Genomic DNA, 256 nt, shown 5'->3' on the forward strand with positions numbered 1-256 from the left:
ATTTATCGGTATAGTAGGCGCGTAGTTTCTTCGGCAGGAGCATGCGGCAGAACGTACTCTTTCCCAGTCCCTGACGCTCGCTGACCAGCAGCGGTGCTATCTGACAATCATAGACATCCGCGCTTTCTTCCTCGCCGAGCCAGCCCTTGACTGCGCCGCGCAACCAGCGGCGGAACACTTTGTTCCAGAGTTCATCCGAGGAGATACGCGCCGCGAGTTCTCCGACGCGGTCTCTGCCGTCCCAGGCGGGGAGGGC

At 60.5% G+C, this 256-nt stretch carries 1 protein-coding gene; it reads right to left on the bottom strand.

Translation table 11 applies throughout. The features are described 5' to 3' along the window. A partial coding sequence (locus tag I6E40_RS10860; RefSeq protein WP_235387300.1) for a virulence-associated E family protein occupies positions 1-256 on the bottom strand: 256 nt, incomplete at both ends.

The organism is Prevotellamassilia timonensis, from assembly GCF_021531665.1.
In the GTDB taxonomy this organism is placed as follows: Bacteria; Bacteroidota; Bacteroidia; order Bacteroidales; family Bacteroidaceae; genus Alloprevotella.